Below are 19,291 nucleotides of genomic sequence, written 5' to 3' on the forward strand. Positions count from 1 at the left end.
CGGGTTACCGGGGTTCCCCGGGTTACCGGGGTTCCCAGGGTTGCCCGGGTTACCGGGGTTGCCCGGGTTACCGGGGTTCCCCGGGTTACCGGGGTTACCGGGGTTGCCCGGGTTGCCGGGGTTACCGGGGTTGCCCGGGTTGCCGGGGTTACCGGGGTTGCCCGGGTTGCCGGGGTTCCCGGGGTTGCCCGGGTTGCCGGGGTTGCCCGGGTTACCCGGGTTACCGGGGTTCCCCGGATTGCCCGGGTTACCGGGGTGCCCAGGATGACCGGGGTGACCCGGTTCACACGGCTCGTCCGGGTGGCCCGGGCCGCCAGGGTGGCCGGGGTGACCCGGGTGGCCGGGCTTCGGCTTGCCGGGCTTCGGCTTGCCCGGGGTGTTCGCGCAGTGGTTGCCGAACGCCGGGTTGAGGGCGCCCACCACCGTCACCGTGTTCCCGCAGATGTTCACCGGCGCGTGCACCGGTGCCTGTACGGAGTTCCCGGACAGGACGCCCGGGGAGTTCGCGGCCCGGCCCGTCGCGCCGGCGTCCGCGTGTGCGTAACCCCCACCCAGCGCGAGCACCCCGCCCGCCGCGGCCACCGTGATCAGCGTCTTCCGGCCGGCCGCAATCTGTCGCTTCTGCACTCGTCCCTCGTCCCCCTGCTGCTGTCTGGTGCCAAAAATCCGGCGGCCCCGGAGCACTGGATGCGCTCCGGGGCCGTGACTCCGGCGTCAGCGTCAGGCGTTGACGCAGGTGTTGCCGAAGGCCGGGTTCAGCAGGCCGATCACGTTGACGGTGTTGCCGCAGACGTTGACCGGGACGTGGACCGGGACCTGGACCACGTTGCCGGAGAGAACACCGGGAGAGCCAACGGCCGCGCCCTGGGCGCCGGCGTCGGCGACGGCCATGCCCGCACCCGCGAGAACCAGGCCACCGGTGGCAGCCGCAGCGGCGACAACCTTCTTGATCATCATTCCTCCTAGTAGGCAATGCGGTCCCAGCCGCGGACCGCATCACCTGTAACGAGGAGTTCCCACCGGGGCTACGAGCGTATGAGCGCATTCACTCTTCCCGGTGAGCCCCGCACACACGCTCGATCGGCGGTGCCGCTCAGCAGTTGTCGATGAAGCGGTCCAGGACGCGCACGCCGAACTTCAGGCCGTCCACCGGCACCCGCTCGTCCACCCCGTGGAACATCCCGGCGAAGTCCAGCTCCGGCGGCAGCTGCAGCGGCGCGAAGCCGAAGCAGCGGATGCCCAGGTCGTCGAAGGACTTGGCGTCCGTGCCGCCCGAGAGCATGTACGGGACCGCACGCGCGATCGGGTCCTCGGCCTTGAGCGCGCCCTGCATGGCGTCCACGAGGCGGCCGTCGAAGTCGGTCTCCAGCGCCCTGTCTCCGTGCACGTCCTCCCGGCGGACCCGGGGCCCGAGGATCCGGTCGAGGTCGGCCAGGAACTCCTCCTCGTGGCCGGGCAGGAAGCGCCCGTCCACATGGGCCACCGCCTGGCCGGGGATCACGTTGACCTTGTAGCCGGCGCCCAGCATGGTCGGCTGGGCGGTGTTCCGCAGCGTGGCCCCGATGATCTTCGCGATGCCGCCCAGCTTGGCCAGGGTGGCGTCCATGTCCTCCGGGTCGAGCGGAACGCCGAGCGCGTCCGAGAGCTCGTCCAGGAAGGACCGCACGGTCTTGGTGACCCGCACCGGGAACTGGTGGCGGCCCAGCCGGCCGACCGCCTCGCACAGCTCGGTGATCGCGTTGTCGTTGTTGGTCATGGAGCCGTGGCCGGCCGTGCCGTCCACGGTGAGCCGCATCCAGTGCATGCCCTTCTGGGCGGTCTCGATCAGATAGAGCCGCAGGTTCTCGTTCACGGTGAAGGAGAAGCCGCCGACCTCGCCGATCGCCTCGGTGACCCCGTCGAAGAGCCCCGGGTGCTTGTCGACCAGGTGCCGGGCGCCGTAGATCCCGCCCGCCTCCTCGTCCGCCAGGAAGGCCAGCACGATGTCCCGGGGCGGCTTGCGGCCGCTGCGCAGCCGGTCGCGCACGACCGCGAGGGTCATCGCGTCCATGTCCTTCATGTCGACCGCGCCCCGGCCCCACACGCAGCCGTCGGCGATCTCGCCGGAGAAGGGGTCGTACGTCCAGTCGGCCGCGTTGGCCGGGACCACGTCGGTGTGCCCGTGGATCAGCAGGGCGGGCCGGGAGGGGTCCTCGCCCTCGATCCGGGCCACCGTGGAGGCGCGCCCCTTGTGGGACTCGAAGATCTGCGGCTCCAGGCCCACCTCGGCCAGCTTCTCGGCCACCCACTCGGCGGCCTTCCGCTCGCCGGGGCCGGAGTGGTCGCCGTAGTTGCTGGTGTCGATCCGGATGAGGTCCCGGCAGAGGTCGACGACCTCGTCCTCGCCGGTGACGGCCCTGCTCGCGCTCGACTCGCTCACTGAAGGTTCCTCCCACTGATCGTCTGCTGTCCCTATCCTCGCCGGACGCGTCCCCGCCCCCAAGGGGGATCTCCTCCGACGAGCATGTGATCGAGGCACTCCGAATCCCTGGTAATGTTCTCTTCGTCGGAGCGGCCCGCAAGGGACGCGAGACAGACACCTTGTCCGGGTGGCGGAATGGCAGACGCGCTAGCTTGAGGTGCTAGTGCCCTTTATCGGGCGTGGGGGTTCAAGTCCCCCCTCGGACACCAGCGAGAAGGACCCCGCTTCGGCGGGGTCCTTCTTCGTTTGCGCCGCGGGAGCCGTGTCCGGGGCCGGTGGAGCAAACGGCCGGAACGGGCGGGACCGCCGGAGCGGCCGGAACCCGCGGAACGGGCGGGACAGACGGAACGGCCGGTGCGCGGGGTGCGCACCGGCCGTTCGGTGTTGCCGCGGAGCCCGCCCGGTCAGTCGCGGGCGGCGCCGGCCGCGAGGGCGGCCACCCGCTTGCGGACGCAGAGCCAGCCGACGACCAGGGCGGCGGCGATCAGCGGGACCAGGGAGACCGTCCAGCGGCCGACACCACCGTCGCTCCACATCAGGACCAGCACGCCCACCAGGAAGACCAGGGTGACGATCTGCGTGTACGGGGCCCAGGGCAGGCGGTAGGCCGGGCGCTCGACCAGGCCGGCCTCGGAGCGGCGCCAGAAGAACAGCGAACAGAGCATGACCATCGCCCAGGTGCCCAGGATGCCGAGGGAGGCGAGGTTGAGGACGATCTCGAAGGCCTCGCCGGGCATGAACTTGTTGAGGGCCACGCCGGCGATGCCGAAGGCGGCGGTGAACAGGACGCCGCCGTAGGGGACCTTGCCCTTGTTCATGCGGGCGGTGAACTTCGGCGCCGAGCCGGACATGGCCATCGAGCGGAGGATCCGGCCGGTGGAGTAGAGGCCCGAGTTCAGGGAGGAGAGGGCGGCGGTGAGGACCACCAGGTTCATGACGCCGGCGGCGCCGGGGACGCCGAGCTCGTCGAAGACCGTGACGAAGGGGCTCTGGCCGGAGGAGTAGGACGTGTAGGGCAGGAGGAGGGCGAGGAGCACGACCGAGCCGACGTAGAAGACGCCGACGCGCCACATGATCGAGTTGATCGCCTTCGGCATGATCTTCTGGGGGTTCTCGGTCTCGCCGGCCGCGACGCCGCACAGCTCGACGGAGGCGTACGCGAAGACCACGCCCTGGATCACCAGCAGCATGGGCAGCAGGCCCGCCGGGAAGAGGCCGCCGTGCTCGGTGACGGAGGACAGGCCGGGGGTGTGGTCGCCGATCTTGTGGCCGGTGACCACCAGGTAGATGCCGACCAGCATGAAGGCCGACAGCGCGGCGACCTTGATGATCGAGAACCAGAACTCCATCTCGCCGAAGTACTTCACCGAGATCAGGTTCGCGGCGAGGACCACGGAGAGGGCGATCAGGGCGAGGATCCACTGCGGGACGTCGGTGAACATCGACCAGTAGTGGGCGTAGACGGCGGCGGCCGTGATGTCGGCCACGGTGGTGGTCGACCAGTTCAGGAAGTACAGCCAGCCAGCGGTGTACGCGCCCTTCTCGCCCATGAACTCGCGGGCGTAGGAGACGAACGCGCCGGAGGAGGGACGGTAGAGGACCAGCTCGCCCAGGGCCCGCACCACGAAGAAGGCGAAGATGCCGCACACGGCGTACGCGATGGCCAGCGAGGGACCGGCTCCGGCGAGCCGGCCGCCGGCGCCCAGGAACAGGCCGGTGCCTATCGCACCGCCGATCGCGATCATGTTGATGTGGCGGGACTTCAGGTCCTTGCTGTAGCCCTCGTCGCCGGCGTCGACGTGGCGGACTGGCTCCGCCGCGGGAGCGGTGGTCAGCGTGCGGTCACTCATGGGTGGGACTTCGCCTTCGTGGGTGGGACAGGCGGCCCGGAAACGCGCGCTCCGGCGGACCTGGGTGGTGTCCGCCGGAGCACGCGTTCCGGTCGATCGGTCGCCCCAGGAGATCATGGCTGCCTTCGGGTGCCAAAACGGGCGTCGTGTGCGAAGGCCCCCGACGCCCTTGGAAACAGGCGTCGGGGGCCTTCTCGGGACCCGGTACGAAGGTCAGCCGGCGGGTGTGGCTTCCGAGGCGGCCTGCTCCAGCCGGAACGCCTCGTTGCCCAGTCCGATCCGGGCGTGGGTCTCGGGGCGGCGGGCCCGCAGGAACAGTCCGTAGGCCAGGCCGAGGAGGGCGGTGGCGCCGATGACGCCGGGCAGCAGCCAGTTCAGGGCGGAGCCGTCGCCGGAGCCGACCAGGACGCCGAAGTCCTTGACGGTGTAGACCGCGATGCCGAGCAGGGCGGTTCCGGCGGCGCCGGAGGCGAGCAGCCGCCAGATCTGGGCGCCGGCGGTGCCGCGGCGGACGAAGAAGGCGATCACGGCGAAGGAGGCGGCGGCCATGAGGAGGGTCACGCCGAGGGCACCGACGTTGCCCATCCAGGTGAAGAGGTGCAGCACGGGGGTGGTGGGGTCGCCGGTGGGCTTGTCGTCGGTGAGGGCGAAGGCGAGGACGACCACGGTGGCGACGGCGGTCTGGAGGAGGGAGCCGGTGGCGGGGGCTCCGGTGCCGGGGTTGGTGCGGCCGAAGGCGGCCGGCAGCAGGCCCTCGCGGCCCATGGCGAAGGCGTAGCGGGCGACCACGTTGTGGAAGCTGAGCATGGCCGCGAACATGCCGGTGACGAAGAGGACGTGCAGGACGTCGGTGAAGCCGGTGCCGAGCCGGTCCTCGGTGAGCGCGAAGAGGAGGCCGGGGCCGGCCTCGGCGGAGGTGCCGACGACTCCGGAGGGTCCGGTGGCCACGGTCAGGGCCCATGCGCTGAGCGCGAAGAAGAGGGCGACGAAGCCGACGGCGAGGAACATGACGCGGGAGACGACGATGTGCGGCCTGCTGGTCTCCTCGGCGTAGACCGGGGACTGCTCGAAGCCGACGAAGGCGGCGATGCAGAAGCAGAGGGCGGTGCCGAGGCCGGCGCCGCCGAGGGTCTCCGGATTGAAGGCGTGGAAGGAGACGCCTTCCGGTCCGGGGTCGCCGATCGCGGCCACGTCGAAGATGACGACGAGGGCGCACTCGATGAGCAGGAGGACGCCGAGCACCCGGGCGTTGAGGTCGATCTTGAGCCAGCCCAGGGCGCCGGTGGCGGCGACCGCGATCAGGGCGGGGATCCACCAGGCGAGCTCGATCTCCAGGTAGGTGGCGAAGAGGCCGGAGATCTCGAAGCCGAGGATGCCGTAGACGCCGACCTGCATGGCGCTGTACGCGACCAGTGCGACGAGGGAGGCGCCGACGCCGGCGGTGGGGCCGAGGCCGCGGGCTATGTAGGCGTAGAGGGCGCCGGCGTTGTGGACGTGGCGGCTCATCTCGGCGTAGCCGACGCTGAAGAGGGCGAGGAGGACGCCGAGGATGACGAAGAGCAGGGGCTGTCCGACGATGCCCATCACGCCGAAGGTGGTGGGCATGACTCCGGCGACGACCATCAGGGGGGCGCTGGCGGCGAGGACGGAGAGGAGCAGGCCGGCGGTGCCGAGCCGGTCGGCCTTCAGTGCGCGTTCCTGGCCCTTGTAGGTGCGTATCTCGGCCTCTGGGTGGAGCGTGGTGGATCTGCCCGTCGGCATGGCGGGTGGTCCTTTCGGGGTGATCGGGGGTTCAGGCGGTTCCGAGTGCGGAGCTGCGCGCGGCGAGGAACGCCTTGTGCGGGTCCCGGTCGGGGTAGGACCAGGGGGCTCTGGTGGCGTGCCGGCCGATGCGGTGGAAGAGGGCGGCGGCCTCGGCGGGGCGACCCTCGCAGAGTTTGGCGTGGGCCAGGAAGTTCAGGTCGACGCGGTTGCGGGGGTGGTCCTCGCGTTCCCATTCGAGCCACCAGTCGAAGGCGGTGCGCAGCACCTGGCGGGCCCGTCGGCCGGACCAGTGCCGGCCGGCGCCCGCCGTGTCCCCGTCGGGCAGACCGTTCCGGGCGGCCAGGACCCGGTAGCGCTCGGCGTGGGCGATCACGGGGAGGACGGCGAGCGGGGAGTCGGCGGGGGCTTCCTCGGCGGCCCAGGCGGCGAAGTCGTAGACCTCGTGGAGCGGGTCGTGGCCGGCGCCGGGGGCGCGTTCGGCGAGCCGGGCGACCATGAGGTGGTGGGCGTGGTGGTGCTCCCGGTGCCGGGCGCGGACCTGGTCGAAGTACCGGGTGAACTCCTCCTCGGTGCCGAAGGCCCGGCTGAGCATGAGCAGGCCGAGCCAGGGGGTGGGGTCGGCGGGGAACAGGACGGCGGCGCGGCGGCAGGCTTCCTCGGCGTCCGCGGGGGTGCCCTTGCGGCGCAGGGCGCGGAAGACGGCGGCGAGGGCGAGCAGGGTGGTGGCGTCGGCGCTCCCGGGTTCGGCGAGCAGCCATTCGGCGGTCCAGGCGGTGGCCGCCGGGGTCTCTGCGAGGACGACGAGGCGGTGGCCCCGGCGGTCCCAGTCGTCTCCGGTGGCGTTGAGCAGGGCGCGGGCCCCGGACCAGCGGCCCTGGGTGAACCGGGTGCGGACGTCGACGAGTTCGGTGTCGCAGAGGGCGGAGTCGAAGAGGCGGTCGTCGCGCTTGCGTGAGCGGCCGAGGGGTGGCGGAGGCGGGGACATCCGCTGCTTTCCCTCCAGGACACTGGTTCCGACCGGATGATCACGCACAGCAAACCGGTGCGTACAGCTCCGCGTCAAGGTCCGGAGGTGGGCGTGGCGTGTTTCAACTGCCTTGGAACTTGGGTAAGTTGGGAGATTTGCGTGGGGTGGGTGGGGATGATCGCAGGTGGGGCGCGGCCGGGAGCAGGGGTTGTTGCGTACGGTCCGCAGGGCGCGCGGGGCGGGCCGGCCCGGCTCCTCGGACCCGACGGGTTCGCATCGGTGGCCGAATCCGTCCCGGGGCCGTCACCACGGAGCGGACGTCGCAGTGGAGCGGACGGCGCCATGGAGCGAACCGCGCCACAGGAGGACCGCCATCACGGGGTGGCCGTCACCACGGGGTGGCCGTCACCTCGAAGCCGGTGAGTCCTTCCGGTGCCTCCTCCTGCGACTGGACCCCGTCGACGCGGGCGGCGGGCGGGCCCGTGTGCGCCCACCGGACCAGCCGGTCCACCGCCTCCCGCTCGCCCTCGAACACCGCCTCGACGGTTCCGTCCGGCAGGTTGCGCACCCAGCCGGTGACGCCCTCCGCCATGGCCTCCGTACGGCAGCTGTCCCGGAAGAAGACGCCCTGGACGATCCCGGTCACGATCACGCGCTTGCGCACCATGGGCAGAGCGTAGCCAGCGCTCAGCCGACCGCCTCGGCCGCCGCGCGGCCCGCGGCGCGTCCGGAGAAGATGCAGCCGCCCAGGAAGGTGCCCTCCAGGGCCCGGTAGCCGTGGACCCCTCCGCCGCCGAAGCCGGCCGCCTCCCCGGCCGCGTACACGCCGGGCAGCGGCTCCCCCTCCGGGGTGAGCACGCGGGAGGAGAGGTCGGTCTCCAGGCCGCCGAGGGACTTGCGGGTCAGCACCGAGAGCCGTACGGCGATCAGCGGGCCGGCCGCGGGGTCGAGGATGCGGTGCGGCGCGGCGGTACGGATCAGCCGGTCGCCGAGGTACTTGCGGGCGCCGCGGATGGCCGTCACCTGGAGGTCCTTGGTGAAGGGGTTGGCGATCTCCCGGTCCCGGGCGGTGATCTCGCGGCGCAGGTCCGCCTCGTCGATCAGGTCCTCCTTGGTCAGCTCGTTCATCCGGCGGACCAGGGCGGACAGGTCGCTCTCCACGATGAAGTCGGCTCCGCGGTCCATGAAGGCCTGGACCGGGCCGGGGACGGCCTGGCGGGCCCGGTCGATGACGTCCCGCACCGACTTCCCGGTGAGGTCGGGGTTCTGCTCGGAGCCGGAGAGCCCGAACTCCTTGCCGATGATGCGCCGGTTGAGCACGAACCAGGTGTGGTCGTGGCCGGTCCGCACGATGTGGTCGAGCGTGCCGAGGGTGTCGAAGCCGGGGAAGAGGGGCACGGGCAGCCGTTTGCCGGTCGCGTCGAGCCAGAGCGAGGACGGGCCGGGCAGGATGCGGATGCCGTGCCGGGACCAGATGGGGTCCCAGTTCTCGATGCCCTCGGTGTAGTGCCACATCCGGTCCTTGTTGATGTGGCTGGCGCCGGCCCGCTCGGCTATGCCCAGCATCAGGCCGTCCACGTGGGCGGGGACCCCGGACAGCATGCGGGCGGGCGGGGTGCCGAGCCGGTCCGGCCACTGGGAGCGGACCAGGTCGTGGTTGCCGCCGATGCCGCCGGAGGTGACGATCACCGCCTGGGCGCGCAGGCTGAAGGCGCCGGTGGCCTCGCGGCTGCTGGCGGTGCCGCGTACGGCGTCCGAGGGCTCCAGGACCTCCCCGGTGACGGTGTCCACCGCGCCGCCGGTGCGGGCGAGGCCGGTGACCCGGTGCCGGAACTTCAGCGTGACCAGGCCGCGGGCCGCGGCGGCCCGGACCCGCCGGGCGAAGGGCTCGATCAGGCCGGGGCCGGTGCCCCAGGTGATGTGGAAGCGGGGGACGGAGTTGCCGTGGCCGGTGGCGCCGTACCCGCCCCGTTCGGCCCAGCCCACCACCGGGAAGAAGCGGACGCCGCGCGCGTACAGCCAGGGCCGTTTCTCGCCCGCGGCGAAGTCGACGTACGCCTCGGCCCAGCGGCGCGGCCAGGCGTCCTCGGGGCGGTCGAAACCGGCGGTGCCGAGCCAGTCCTGGAGGGCGAGCTCGCGGCTGTCCTTGATCCTCAGCCGGCGCTGTTCGGGCGAGTCCACGAAGAACAGGCCGCCGAAGGACCAGTGGGCCTGGCCGCCGAGGGACTGTGCGGGCTCCTGGTCGAGCAGGATGACCCGGCGGCCCGCGTCGACGAGTTCGGCGGTGGCGACCAGCCCCGCGAGACCGGCCCCGATCACGATCACGTCAGCGTCGTACGTCATGCGCAGATCCTTGCTACGCGGCGGTAACCCGTCAACAGGGGTGCTTGGATCAATCCATGAGCGCTGACGAGATCCTGGACGTGGTGGACCGTGAGGACCGGGTGACGGGGCGGGCCCGGCGCGGTGAGGTGTACGCCCGCGGGCTGATCCACCGGTGTGTGTTCGTGCTGGCCACGAACGCGGAGGGGCGGGTGTTCGTGCACCGCCGGACCGCGTCGAAGCTGGTGTTCCCCTCCCACTGGGACATGTTCGTGGGCGGGGTGCTGGGCGCCGGGGAGGACTACGCCACGGCCGCGCTGCGGGAGGCGGAGGAGGAGCTCGGGGTGAGCGGGCTGCCGCAGCCGGTGCCGCTGTTCAAGTTCCTGTACGAGGGCGAGGGCGGGTCCTGGTGGTCGTACGTGCACGAGGTGCGCTGCGAGTTGCCGGTGCGGCCGCAGGAGTCCGAGGTAGACCGGTACGAGTTCGTGGACCCCGCGGAGGTGGAGCGGCGGGTGCTCGCCGGGGAGGGGCCGTGGGTGCCGGACGGGCTGGAGGCGTACCGGCGGCTGCGGGAGTTCCGGGGGCAATCCAGAATGAACATGTGATCGACTTCGTCAGAGACGTCCGGCTCTGGTTCGCCCCGCAGCGGATCAGGGCGGAGGGCGCGACCCCCGACTACCGTTTCTCGCTCGCCAACGAGCGGACCTTCCTCGCCTGGATCCGGACCGCGCTGGCCCTGGTGGGCGGCGGATTCGCCGTGGACCAGTTCCTGCCGGACCTGAGGTGGGGGGTGCGGGTGGGGATGGCGGTGGCCCTGCTGGTCGTGGGCGGGGCGTGCGCGCTGCGGGCGGTGAACCACTGGGTGCGCTGCGAGCGGGCGATGCGGCGCGGCGAGGACCTTCCGGTGTCCCGGTTCCCGGTGGTGCTGAGCCTGGGGGTGGGACTGGTCGCGGTGGCGATGGTGGTGGTGGTGCTGATGGGCTGGACGGCGGCGCGGTGAGCGCGGGTGCGGCGGGCGGCGGTGCGGCGGGTGCCGCGGGTGGGGGTGCGGCGGGTGCCGCGGGTGGGGGTGCGGCGGGTGGGGGTGCCGCGGGTGGGGGTGCCGCGGTCCGGAACGGGGACAGGGATCCCGGGCTGCAGCCGGAGCGGACCCGGCTGGCGTGGCGGCGGACCACGCTGACCTGCTCGATCACGGCCGTACTGGCCGTGCGGCAGGCGCTGCGCGGGCCCGCCTCGGCGCCCGAGATCGCCGGGGCGGCCTTCATCGCCCTGGTGTGGGTGGCGTTCCTGGTCGTGGCGCACGGACGGATCCGGGAACTGGCCTCGGCACGGCCGCCCGGGCTGGCGCCCCGGCGGGCACTGGCGACGACGGTGGCCACGCTGGTGCTGGCGGTGTTCGCCGCCGCGGTGATCATCTGAGGAGTGCGGAGGCCGCGACACGGCGGACCGTATTGCTCCGACGGCAGGCGGCAGACGGCAGGCGGCAAGCGGCAGGCGGCAGGCGGCAGGCGGCAGGCGGGGGTTGTCCACAGGCGCGGGGTCGTCCTCGCCGCGGTCGGGCGGCGGCTGGCAGGATGCTGATCAGCAGCCAACGCGACCCGGGGAGAGCGCAGATGACCGCCGACCAGCCGTACCTCGTCCAGCCCGCACCCGGGGTGCACGCCTACGTCCAGCCCGACGGCGGCTGGTGCCTCAACAACGCGGGCTTCGTCACCGACGGCGGCGAGACGCTGCTCGTCGACACCGCCGCAACCCTGCGCCGGGCCCGGGCGCTGCGCGAGGCGGTGGTGGCGGCCGGCGCCCCGCTGCCGCGCCTGGTGGTCAACACGCACCACCACGGCGACCACACGTACGGCAACTGCGTGTTCACGCCCGAGGCGCTGGTTCTGGGACACGACGGCGCGCGGAGCGAGCAGCTGGCCGCCGGGCACCAGCTGGAGATGATCTGGCCCTCCACCGATTTCGGCGCCGTGGAGATAACGGCCCCCACGCTCACGTACAACGACCGGATGACCCTCCACATCGGCGGGACGGAGGTACGGGTGCTGCACCCGGGGGTCGCGCACACCACGGGGGACTCGATCGTCTGGCTGCCCCGGCAGGGTGTCGTGTTCACCGGGGACCTGGTCTTCTCCGAGGGCACGCCGTTCGTGGCGATGGGCTCGGTGGCCGGGTCGCTGCGGGCACTGGAGCTGTTGCGCTCGCTGGACGCGGCGACGGTCATACCCGGGCACGGGCCGCTGACGGACCCGTCGGCGTACGACGCCACCGAGCGCTACCTGCGGTTCGTGGAGGAGCTCGCCCGGGAGGGCAGGGGCAAGGGGCTCACCCCGCTGGAGACGGCGCGGCAGGCGGATCTCCGCGAGTTCGCCCGGTGGCGGGAGAGCGAGCGGCTGGTGGCCAACCTGCACCGGGCGTACGCCGAGCTGGACGGCCTGCCGCTCGGGGCGCCGCTCGACATCGTGGCGGTGCTGACGGACATGACGGTGATGAACGGGGGTGTGCCGGTGGCCTGCCACGCCTGAGGGCACAGGGCGCGGGGCACGGGGAGGGGGCGCAGGACACCGGGCACGGGGCGCGGGAACACCGGAGCGAGGAGCGGCGGAAGACCGAAGGAAGGGCCGGAATCCGGCCCGGACCCTGGACGCCATACCGACTGGTCGGCATGATGGGCGGCGAACCGTCGCCGTCAACTCCGCACGGAGGTGCGCACCATGAGCCCGTCCGACCCCCGGGGTCTCGACCTGGCGCGGCTGCGCGGCCGTCTCGACGCCGCGCTGCCCGGACTCGTGGCCGGGGAGCTGAGCGGCCGCCTGATCGAGGGCGGCCGGTCGAACCTCACCTACGAGGTCACCGACGGCAGCACCCGCTGGGTGCTGCGCCGGCCGCCGCTGGGTCATGTCCTGGCCACCGCGCACGACATGGCCCGGGAGCACCGGGTGATCCGGGCCCTGCACGGCACCGCGGTGCCGGTGCCGGAGCCCTTGCTGCTGTGCGAGGACGAGGAGGTGCTGGGAGCCCCGTTCTACCTCATGGAGTTCGTGGACGGTACTCCCTACCGGACGGCGGAACAGCTCGCCGTGCTCGGGCCTGAGCGCACCAGGAAGGTCGTGCTGAACCTGGTCGACACACTGGTGGAGCTCCATTCCGTGGACCCCGCGGCGGTGGGGCTGGGGGACTTCGGGCGGCCGGAGGGCTTCCTCGACCGGCAGCTGCGACGCTGGGGCAAGCAGCTGGACGCCTCCCGGAACCGGGAGCTGGCGGGGATCGACGAACTGCACGGCGCTCTGGGCCGGGCGCTCCCCGCCTCGGCCGCCCCGGCCGTGGTGCACGGCGACTTCCGGCTGGACAACGTCCTGGTCGGCGGGTCACCGTCGCGCCCCGACGGCATCGGGGCCGTGCTGGACTGGGAGATGTCCACGCTGGGCGATCCCCTCACCGACCTGGGGCTGCTGGTGATGTACAGCTCCGACCTGGGGCTGCCGGAGTCCCCGGTGAGCACGACGAGCAGCGCGCCGGGCCATCCGGCACCGGCCGAGCTGGTCGAGCGGTACGCCGCGCGGTCGGGCCGGGACGTCGGGGAGATCTCCTGGTACACGGCCTTCGCCTGGTTCAAGCTCGCCGTGATCCTTGAGGGCATCCACTACCGCTGGACCCTCGGGCAGACCGTGGGCGCCGGCTTCGACCGGATCGGGGAGCTCGTTCCGGTCTTCGTCGAGCACGGCCTGACCACCCTTCAGGAAGGCTGAGGTACCGATCACCATGCACTTCGCATTCGACGCCCGGACCGAGGAACTCCGCGAACGGCTGCTGGCGTTCATGGAGGAGCACGTGTACCCGGCGGAGGCCGTGGCCGCGGCGCAGCGGGCGGAGCTGGCCTCGCCCTGGGACACCCCGGCGGTCTTCGGGGAACTGCGCGCCGAGGCCCGCAGCCGGGGGCTGTGGAACCTCTTCCTGCCCGACCCCGAGCACGGGGCGGGACTGACCAACCTCCAGTACGCGCCCCTTGCGGAGATCACCGGGCGCAGCCCGCACCTGGCGCCGATGGCCGTCAACTGTGCCGCGCCGGACACCGGGAACATGGAGCTGCTCGCGCAGTTCGGCAGCGAGGAGCAGAAGAAGCAGTGGCTGGAACCGCTGCTGTCGGCCGAGATCCGGTCGGCCTTCGCGATGACCGAGCCCGGGGTGGCCTCCTCCGACGCGGCGAACATCGAGACCCGGATCGAGCGGGTGGGCGACGAGTACGTGATCACCGGCCGGAAGTGGTTCATCTCCGGCGCGATGAGCCCCGACTGCAGGGTGTTCATCGTGATGGGCAAGACCGACCCGCAGGGCGCGGACCCGCGCCGCCGGCAGTCGATGGTCCTGGTGCCGCGCGACGCGCCCGGGGTGGAGGTGCGGCGGGCGATGACCGTGTACGGCTACGAGGACCACGACCACGGCGGGCACGCGGAAGTGGTGTTCGACGGGGTGCGGGTGCCCGCCTCGAACCTGATCGGCGAGGAGGGTTCGGGGTTCGCGATCGCCCAGGCCCGGCTCGGTCCGGGCCGGATCCACCACTGCATGCGGCTGATCGGCATGGCGGAGCGGGCCATCGAGCTGATGTGCCGGCGGGCGCTGGACCGTACGGCCTTCGGCCGGCCGCTGGCCGCCCAGGGCGTCGTACGGAACTGGATCGCGGACGCCCGGGTGACGGTGGAGCAGCTGCGCCTGCTGGTGCTGAAGACGGCCTGGCTGATGGACACCGCCGGCAACCGGGGGGCGCACACCGAGATCCAGGCCATCAAGATCGCGACCCCGCGTGCGGTGGTCGGGATCCTGGACGACGCGGTGCAGCTGCACGGCGCGGGCGGGGTCAGCCAGGACTTTCCGCTGGCGGAACTGTGGGCGGCGGCGCGGACCCTGCGGCTGGCGGACGGGCCGGACGAGGTGCACCAGCGGTCGCTGGCACGGCGGGAACTGGGCCGGTACGCCTGATCCCGCCCGCCCGCCGATCCCGTCGGCCCCGATCCCGTCGGCCCCGGTCCCGTCCGGGGCCGGGGCCGGGGCTACGGGCGCAGTGCGCGCAGCAGCAGGTCGGCCAGGTGGTCGGCGACCTGCTGCGGGGTGAGCGGGCCGTCGGTGCGGTACCAGGTGGAGAGGTGGTGGACGGACCCGAAGTGGTAGTCCACCACCAGGTCCGCGGGCGTGGCGGTGGAGAACACCCCGCTGCTCTGGCCCTCTTCGATCAGGGCGCGGAACCGCTCGTGGTAGCGGCGGCGCTCGGCCCGCACCTGCTTGTACTTGTCCGGGCTCAGCTGGTGCATCGACCGGAAGAAGATCATCGCGTCGTCGAGGTTCTCGATGGTGGTGACGACCACGTCGGCGGCCGCGGCGCGCAGCCGCTCCTCGACCGGCGCGTCTGAGCCGGCGACGGCGTCGAGGCGCTGCTGCTGGAGCCTCAGCATCCGCGCGTACACCTCGTGCAGCAGGTCGTCCTTGGAGCCGAAGTAGTGGTACAGGGCGCCCTTGGTGACGCCGGCCGCCTCGACGATCTCCTGCACCGAGGTGCGGTCGTAGCCGCGTTCGGCGAACAGGCGGGTGGCGACGGCGAGCAGCCGCCGCGGTACGGGGGTGTCCGCACCCTCCGCGGGAACCGTGGTTCTGGATGCCATCGGCCTGTTCCTCCTTGTTCGTGCCGCTTCGCGTCTGCCTGTTCCTACGAACGATTCCGGCCGCGGTCGCGCAGTTCTCGTCGCAGGATCTTGCCACTGGTCGTCTTGGGAAGAACAGCCAGGATCTCCACCTCGCGCGGGTACTTGTAGGCGGCGATCCGCTCGGCGCAGTGGGCGGACAGTTCCGCCGGTTCGGCCGAGGTGCCCGGGCGCAGGCTGACGTATGCCTTGACCGTCTCCCCGCGGTACGGGTCGGGGACGCCGACCACGGCCGCCTCGCGGACGGCGGGGTGGGTGTAGAGGACGTCCTCGACCTCGCGCGGCCAGACCTTGAAGCCGGAGGCGTTGATCATGTCCTTCTTCCGGTCGACGACGTAGAGCCAGCCGTCCGGGTCCATGAACCCGACGTCCCCGGTGCGCAGTTCACCGTCCGGGAAGGCCCGGGCGGTGTCCTTCGGCCGCTGCCAGTAGCCGGGCACCACCTGGGGGCCGCGGACGGCGATCTCCCCGGTCTCGCCGAAGGGCAGCTCGCGGCCGCGGTCGTCGAGGATCCGTACGAGGGTGTCCGCGCCGGGGACACCGACGGAGAGGGTGCCGGAGGCCGGGTCGACGGGGGCCTCCAGGTGGGCGGGGACGGAGGCCGTGGCACCGGTGGTCTCGGTCAGTCCGTAGCCGTTGCGGAGGGAGCAGCCGAGGGTGGTGCGGAGCCGCTCGACGAGGGCGGGCGGGAGCGGCGCGCCCCCGGAGGAGACGATCCGGAACGAGGCGAAGTGGTCGCGGGTGACGCCGGGATGGGCGGCCAGCGCCATGAAGGCGGTGGCGGGGCCGATGGTGTAGGCGGGTCGGTGTTCCAGGAAGGCGTCGAGGACGGTGCCGGGTTCGAAGCGGTGGGCGAGGACGAGGGTGCCGGCGTTGACGAAGCAGGCGGCGAGCTCGCAGACCATTCCGGTGATGTGGAAGAGCGGGGCGAGGGCGAAATACGCGGCGCCCTCGGGTATCGGGTGGCCCGTGACCTGGCGCACGGCGTTGTGGGTGAGCGCGCCGTGCGGGTTGAGGGCGCCCTTGGGCGTCCCGCTGGTGCCGGAGGTGTAGCTGATCAGGGCCGTGCCGGCGGCCTGCGGCCCGGGCACCGCACCGGGGCCCGGTTCGGGATGGCCCCGGCGGGCCTCGGCCAGCAGGTCGTCGGCCTCGGCAACGGCGCGGGCCCGGGGGTCGGCCCTGGGGTCGGCCGCGGCACCCGCGGTGGCGTCGGCCGTGGCATCGGTCGTGACGCCGGCCCTGATGTCGGCCGTGATGTGGGCCGTGTTGTCGGCCCGGGCGGGGCCGAAGACGCGCGGGTCGTCGCGGGTCTGGAGGTCGCGGTCGCGGGCGGTCAGCACGGTGTGCACGGCCGTGCCCGCCGCCGCCTCGCGCAGGTACGCCGTCCAGGCCGTGGCCTCGCAGACCAGGGCGGCGGCTCCGGAGTCGGCCAGCACGTGCCGGACCTCCCCCGACTTGTACATGGGGTTGAGCGGGACCACGACCGCGCCCGCCTTCCAGGCGGCGAGCACGGCGAGCACGAAGTGCGGGGTGTTCTGCAGCATGACCGCGACCCGGTCGCCCGGCCGGACCCCCCGCGCGGCGAGATGGCCGGCCAGCGAGCCGGAGAGCGCGTCGGTCTCGGCGTAGCTCAGCCGGCCGTCGAAGTAGGCGAGCGCGATGCGTTGCGGGGCCCGGGCCGCCGCCGCCCGGAAGGCGTGCAGCACGCTGGGCGGCGGGTCGGCGGGCGCACGTTGGGCGGGGCTCAGCCGGCCCAGCCACGGACGGGCGGCGTAGCGGGAGCCGGGGGTCACCCGCCCTCCCAGGTGCGCTGCAGATGGTTCATGCCGGACAGCCAGCGGTCGGGGTCGCCGGCCCGGGTCGCGTAGTACCCGGCGACCTCGGGGTGCGGGAGGATCAAGAAGGTGCCCTTCGCCATACCGTCGAACAGCGCGTCCGCGACCGCTTCCGGTTCGATCGCGGTCGGCGCGAGGACCAGCTCGCCGGCCGAGCCGGCGGCGGTCAGCATGTCGGTGCGCACCCCCTGCGGGCAGATGGCGTGGACCCGGATGCCGCGGTGGCGGTAGGTCAGCGAGAGCCACTCCGCGAAGGCGAGCGCGCCGTGCTTGGTGACACTGTACGGGGCCGCTCCGATCATGGTGAGCAGCCCGGCGGCCGAGACGGTGGAGACGAAGCGGCCGCTCCCCCGCTCCAGCCAGTGCGGCAGCAGGGCCCGTGCGGCGCGGACGTGCGCCATCACATTGGTCTGCCAGGCCGCCTCCCACACGGCTTCCTCGGCGAACGGATCTCCGCCCGAGGCGAGGCCGGCGTTGGCGCAGTAGACGTCCACCGTGCCGCCGAGCGCCTCGCGGGCCTGCCCGGCGATCTCCGAGGCATCGCCGGGCAGGGCGATGGCGCGGGCTCCGATGGCGTCGGCGACGGAGGCCGCCCGGGCCGGGTCGAGGTCGTTGACCACCACCGTGGCGCCTTCGGCCGCGAAGCGGCGGGCCAGCGCCTCGCCGATGCCGCCGCCCGCGCCGGTGACGACGACTCGGGCGTCGCGGTACGGGCTCGCGGATTCGGTGGGGCGGGCGGGGCTGGTGGGGGTGGCGGGGCCCATGGGGGTGGCGGGGTCCATGGGGGTGGCGGGGTCCATGGGGGTGGCGGGGTCCATCGAGGTGGCGGGGTCTGCAGGGCTCACGGGGCTCACTGTTCGCCTTTCGCAGCCGGTGACGTGACGGTCCGTTCCGGCCGCTGCCGGAGGGGTGCACGGCAGACTAACCAGTCGGTATGGGCTGCTGGAAGGGGCCGGCCGCCTAGCGTGGACGGATGAGCCTGTCGAGACGGGGGCTGTTGGGACTGGCGGGGGCCGTGGGAGCGGGCGCGGGAGCGGGGGCCGGTGGTTTGCCCGCCTCCGCCGGGACCCCCGGGACCGCCGCGGCGGCTCCGCCGGCCGCCGTACCTCGCCGGGCGGGGCGGGTGCGGACCGGCTTCGAGGAGCTCGCCGGGGACGGGTACGCGCTGCTCGCCGGGCAGCGGGTCGGGGTGGTCACCAACCCCACCGGGATCACCGCGGACGCCCGGCACCTGGTCGACGTCCTGCACGCGGACGACCGCGTCGACCTGGTGGCGGTGTTCGGTCCGGAGCACGGCTTCCGGGGCACCGCCCAGGCCGGCGGCTCCGAGGGGCGGACGAGCGACCCGGCGACCGGGCTGCCGGTGTACGACACGTACGGCCGGAGCGGGCAGGCGCTCGCCGACGTCTTCGCCGCGGCCGGGGTGGACACGGTGGTCTTTGACATCCAGGACGTCGGGGCCCGCTTCTACACCTATGTCTGGACGCTGTACGACTGCATGCGCGCCGCCGCGCTGGCCGGGCGGGCGGTGGTGGTGCTGGACCGGCCGAACCCGGTCGGCGGGCGGCGCGCCACCGGGCCGGTTCTGGACCGCGCGTACGCCAGCTTCGTCGGGCGGGAGCCGGTGGCACTCGCCCACGGCATGACGGCGGCGGAGCTGGCCCTGCTGTTCAACGGCGAGTTCCTGAAGGACCGGCCCGCCCGGCTGAGCACCGTACGGATGGCGGGGTGGCGGCGGGACTCCTTCTTCGCCGACACCGGGCTGCCGTGGGTGCCGCCGAGCCCCAACATGCCGACGCCCGACACCGCCCTCGCGTACGCGGGGACCTGCCTGTTCGAGGGGACCAACCTGTCGGAGGGACGGGGCACGACCACGCCGTTCGAGGTGGTCGGGGCGGAGGGCGTGGACCGGCGGTGGGCGGAGGCCGCGAACGCCCTGGAGCTGCCCGGGGTGTGGTTCCGGGAGACGTACTTCTCCCCGTCGTTCTCGAAGTTCGCCGGACGGACCTGTGGCGGGGTGCGGGTGATCGTGCACGACCGGGCGGCGTTCGACCCGGTGCGGGCCGGGATCGGGCTGCTGGTGACGGCCCGGCGGTCGTGGAGCGGCTTCGCCTGGCGGTCCGACCACTGGATCGACAAGCTGACGGGCTCGGACCGGGTCAGGCGGCTGGTCGACGGGGGCGCCGGGGTGGAGGAGGTCGTGGCGGACTGGGCGGACGGGCTGGCGCGGTTCGCAGGGGTGCGCGAGGAGTACCTGCTGTACCGGTGACGGGAGGGGCACCTGCTGTACCGCCGAGGGGCGCGGCCGGTCAGGGGGCCGGTGCGGCCCGGACCGTGGGGCCGGTGCGGCGCTCGGCCGGGGACCCGTGGGCCGGTGATGCGTGGGCCGGTGATTGGTG

Annotated in this window: 18 protein-coding genes and 1 tRNA gene; 8 read left to right on the forward strand and 11 right to left on the reverse strand. The window is 73.0% G+C overall.

Features of this window, described 5'->3' with window-relative positions:
• The 3 genes from AB0O36_RS21965 to AB0O36_RS21975 all read right to left on the reverse strand — a co-directional run.
• On the reverse strand, positions 1-627 hold a 627-nt coding region (locus tag AB0O36_RS21965), incomplete at its 3' end, for a chaplin (RefSeq protein ID WP_365113015.1).
• A gap of 93 nt (positions 628-720) precedes the next feature.
• Positions 721-954, reverse strand: coding sequence for a chaplin ChpH (gene chpH, locus AB0O36_RS21970; RefSeq protein ID WP_365113018.1), 234 nt, complete (start codon positions 952-954; stop codon positions 721-723).
• A 139-nt stretch (positions 955-1,093) separates the two neighbouring features.
• The gene (locus AB0O36_RS21975) at positions 1,094-2,419 is read right to left on the reverse strand and encodes a M20/M25/M40 family metallo-hydrolase (protein ID WP_365113021.1); all 1,326 of its coding nucleotides are present in this window, start codon (positions 2,417-2,419) and stop codon (positions 1,094-1,096) included.
• Between the two features lie 163 nt (positions 2,420-2,582).
• On the opposite strand from AB0O36_RS21975, the gene AB0O36_RS21980 reads away from it, so the two are divergent.
• A tRNA-Leu gene (locus tag AB0O36_RS21980) sits at positions 2,583-2,670 on the forward strand.
• A 195-nt stretch (positions 2,671-2,865) separates the two neighbouring features.
• Here the strand turns inward: AB0O36_RS21980 and AB0O36_RS21985 are convergent.
• The 5 genes from AB0O36_RS21985 to AB0O36_RS22005 form a co-directional block, all read right to left on the reverse strand.
• Positions 2,866-4,311 carry an amino acid permease gene (locus AB0O36_RS21985; protein ID WP_365113024.1) on the reverse strand — a complete coding sequence of 482 codons (1,446 nt, stop codon included), beginning with the start codon at positions 4,309-4,311 and terminating at the stop codon, positions 2,866-2,868.
• A gap of 213 nt (positions 4,312-4,524) precedes the next feature.
• Entirely contained in the window at positions 4,525-6,072 is a 1,548-nt protein-coding gene (locus tag AB0O36_RS21990) for an APC family permease (RefSeq protein ID WP_365113027.1), read from the reverse strand.
• Positions 6,073-6,103: 31 nt separating this feature from the next.
• Positions 6,104-7,060 (reverse strand): hypothetical protein, encoded by a 957-nt coding sequence (locus tag AB0O36_RS21995; RefSeq protein WP_365113029.1) that lies wholly within the window; start codon positions 7,058-7,060, stop codon positions 6,104-6,106.
• 370 nt (positions 7,061-7,430) lie between these two features.
• Positions 7,431-7,709: an acylphosphatase gene (locus AB0O36_RS22000; protein ID WP_365113032.1), complete on the reverse strand. Its 279-nt coding sequence runs from the start codon at positions 7,707-7,709 to the stop codon at positions 7,431-7,433.
• A gap of 20 nt (positions 7,710-7,729) precedes the next feature.
• A complete protein-coding gene (locus AB0O36_RS22005) occupies positions 7,730-9,385 on the reverse strand; it encodes an FAD-binding dehydrogenase (RefSeq protein ID WP_365113035.1) in 1,656 nt (551 codons plus the stop codon).
• Positions 9,386-9,441: 56 nt separating this feature from the next.
• On the opposite strand from AB0O36_RS22005, the gene AB0O36_RS22010 reads away from it, so the two are divergent.
• From AB0O36_RS22010 to AB0O36_RS22035, 6 genes are all read left to right on the forward strand, one after another.
• On the forward strand, positions 9,442-9,969 hold the full coding sequence (locus AB0O36_RS22010; protein ID WP_365113038.1) for an NUDIX domain-containing protein: 528 nt from the start codon (positions 9,442-9,444) through the stop codon (positions 9,967-9,969).
• A complete protein-coding gene (locus tag AB0O36_RS22015; protein ID WP_365113041.1) occupies positions 9,966-10,364 on the forward strand; it encodes a DUF202 domain-containing protein in 399 nt (132 codons plus the stop codon). Before AB0O36_RS22010 ends, AB0O36_RS22015 begins: the two co-directional genes overlap by 4 nt.
• Positions 10,361-10,783 carry a DUF202 domain-containing protein gene (locus AB0O36_RS22020; RefSeq protein WP_365113043.1) on the forward strand — a complete coding sequence of 141 codons (423 nt, stop codon included), beginning with the start codon at positions 10,361-10,363 and terminating at the stop codon, positions 10,781-10,783. Before AB0O36_RS22015 ends, AB0O36_RS22020 begins: the two co-directional genes overlap by 4 nt.
• Before the next feature lie 194 nt (positions 10,784-10,977).
• Complete coding sequence (locus AB0O36_RS22025) at positions 10,978-11,889, forward strand: MBL fold metallo-hydrolase (protein WP_365113046.1); 912 nt, start codon at positions 10,978-10,980, stop codon at positions 11,887-11,889.
• 189 nt (positions 11,890-12,078) lie between these two features.
• Positions 12,079-13,113, forward strand: coding sequence for a phosphotransferase family protein (locus AB0O36_RS22030; protein ID WP_365113049.1), 1,035 nt, complete (start codon positions 12,079-12,081; stop codon positions 13,111-13,113).
• Between the two features lie 13 nt (positions 13,114-13,126).
• A complete protein-coding gene (locus AB0O36_RS22035) occupies positions 13,127-14,341 on the forward strand; it encodes an acyl-CoA dehydrogenase family protein (protein ID WP_365113052.1) in 1,215 nt (404 codons plus the stop codon).
• A 71-nt stretch (positions 14,342-14,412) separates the two neighbouring features.
• On the opposite strand, the gene AB0O36_RS22040 is transcribed toward AB0O36_RS22035, so the two are convergent.
• The 3 genes from AB0O36_RS22040 to AB0O36_RS22050 are packed head-to-tail and all read right to left on the reverse strand — an operon-like array spanning position 14,413 to position 17,656.
• Positions 14,413-15,018 (reverse strand): TetR/AcrR family transcriptional regulator, encoded by a 606-nt coding sequence (locus tag AB0O36_RS22040; RefSeq protein ID WP_365113055.1) that lies wholly within the window; start codon positions 15,016-15,018, stop codon positions 14,413-14,415.
• Positions 15,019-15,062: 44 nt separating this feature from the next.
• Entirely contained in the window at positions 15,063-16,850 is a 1,788-nt protein-coding gene (locus AB0O36_RS22045) for an AMP-binding protein (protein WP_365113057.1), read from the reverse strand.
• Positions 16,847-17,656, reverse strand: coding sequence for an SDR family oxidoreductase (locus AB0O36_RS22050; RefSeq protein WP_365113302.1), 810 nt, complete (start codon positions 17,654-17,656; stop codon positions 16,847-16,849). The genes AB0O36_RS22045 and AB0O36_RS22050 overlap by 4 nt, the downstream gene beginning before the upstream one ends.
• 209 nt (positions 17,657-17,865) lie before the next feature.
• On the opposite strand from AB0O36_RS22050, the gene AB0O36_RS22055 reads away from it, so the two are divergent.
• Entirely contained in the window at positions 17,866-19,161 is a 1,296-nt protein-coding gene (locus tag AB0O36_RS22055) for a DUF1343 domain-containing protein (RefSeq protein ID WP_365113060.1), read from the forward strand.
• Positions 19,162-19,291 lie beyond the last annotated feature (130 nt).

Source organism: Streptomyces sp. NPDC089799 (assembly GCF_040684755.1).
In the GTDB taxonomy this organism is placed as follows: domain Bacteria; phylum Actinomycetota; class Actinomycetes; order Streptomycetales; family Streptomycetaceae; genus Streptomyces.